Here is a 1828-nt window from a genome sequence, read left to right on the forward strand (position 1 = left end):
CCACCAGCCACAGCGCCATGTCGGGCCATGCCAGCAAGGCGGCCAGCACACACAGCTGCAGGGCGATGAAGGGCAGCACCGAGACGAAGATGTCCTTCAGGCTGACCTCCGGTGGCGCCACCCCCTTGAGATAGAAGGCGGCCGGGCCGAACGGCGGCGACAGGAACGACACCTGCATGTTCACCGCGAACAGAATGCCGAACCAGATCGGGCTATAGCCAAGGTCGGTGATGATCGGCACGAAGATCGGCAGGGTCAGCATCGCCACCCCGATCCAGTCGAGGAACATGCCGAGCACCAGCAGGATCACCATCATCACCAGGATGATGACGATGGGCGCCACGTCCAGACCCATGATCAGGCTCGAGATGAAGCGGTTGCCGCCCATCAGGTTGTAGACCCCGACCAGCGCCGCCGCGCCGATGCCGATCCAGATGATCATGCCGCAGGTGACCAGCGTCTGAGACAGGCTCTCGTGCATGGTCTTGAACGAGAACTCCCCCCGGGCCACCACCGCCAGCAGCACGCCGAACACGCCCATGGCCGCGGCTTCGGTGACCGAGGCCACGCCGCCGTAGATGGAGCCCAGCACGAGCCCAGCGATCAGGCCCGGGACGATGATCGCGCGCAGCGCCGCGCCCCGGGAGGCGAAGCCTTCCTTGCGATCGGCCTCGGTCATGGGCGGCCCCAGCGCGGGGTTTCTCAGGCAGCGCACCAGCACGTAGCCGATGTAGGACAGCATCAGGATCACCGCGGGGGTGATGGCGGCGGTGAACAGGTCGGCGATGGACACGCTGGCGATCAGGCCATAGATGATCAGCACGATGGACGGCGGCATCATGGTGCCGAGCGCCCCGCCGGCGCAGACCACGCCGATGGACAGGTGCTTGTCGTAGCCGAGCCTGAGCATCTGCGGCAGGGCCAGGATGCCGAGCAGCACGATCTCGCCACCGATGATCCCGGACAGGGCGGCGAGGAAGAACGCCACCACCACGGTCTGGACCGCTACCCCTCCGGGCAGCCGCCCGGCGAACACCCGCATGGCGTTGAACAGGTCCTTGGCGATCCCCGATCGGTCCAGTAACGACGCCATCAGCACGAACATCGGCACCGCCACCAGCGAGTACTCGGTGACGAAGCCATAGACCCGACTGGTGACCAGCGGCAAGGCATTGGGACCGAACCAGCCGAAGGTGAAGCACAGCGCCACCAGGCCGGTGATGAAGGCCAGCGGCAGGCCGGTGATGAGCAGCGCGAAGATCGCGCCGACCAGGAGGATCGTTGCGTCAGCGATATCCATCAGGCGGCTCCGTCGTCAGTGGGCTGGGGCGCCGGCTTGCCCTTGATCGACTGCACCAGATGGATCAGGGCCTGCACGCACATGATGGCCAGCGCGAGCAGGATCATGCCCTTGACCAGGGCCGGGAACGGCGGGTTCCAGGAGGTCCCGGAGCGCTCAAGGCTCCACTCGCCCATGGGGTTGTGGGAGGCGCTCCAGAACATCACGTAGGCGGCGTAGGACATGCCCAGGCAGAAGCCGAAGGTGACCAGGTCGTTGAAGCGGTCGAGCCACAGGCGACAGCGCGGGCCGACGGCGTCGTACAGCACCTTGACCCGAATATGGCGATTGGAGGCCAGCGCCGCGGGGCCGCCGAGACAGAAGCTGATGGCCACCAGCATGACCACGGACTCGTGGACCCAGGAGGTCGGCGAGTCGAAGCCGTAGCGCATGATGACCTCGAACACGCTGATCGCCATGGCGATGAACACCAGCCAGGCCGCGCCGCGTGCCGCGGCGACGACGATCCGGTCGAAGCCGCTGCGAATC

2 protein-coding genes are annotated in these 1828 nt (G+C 66.4%); both read right to left on the bottom strand.

The window, feature by feature from the left end; translation table 11 throughout:
- Positions 1 to 1300, bottom strand: a 1300-nt coding sequence (locus ACUN9Y_RS22045) for a TRAP transporter large permease (protein ID WP_445462896.1), incomplete at its 3' end; no start/stop codon positions are given.
- A partial coding sequence (locus ACUN9Y_RS22050; RefSeq protein ID WP_445462897.1) for a TRAP transporter small permease subunit occupies positions 1300 to 1828 on the bottom strand: 529 nt, incomplete at its 5' end. The genes ACUN9Y_RS22045 and ACUN9Y_RS22050, both read right to left, overlap by 1 nt.

Source organism: Halomonas sp. V046 (assembly GCF_052645355.1).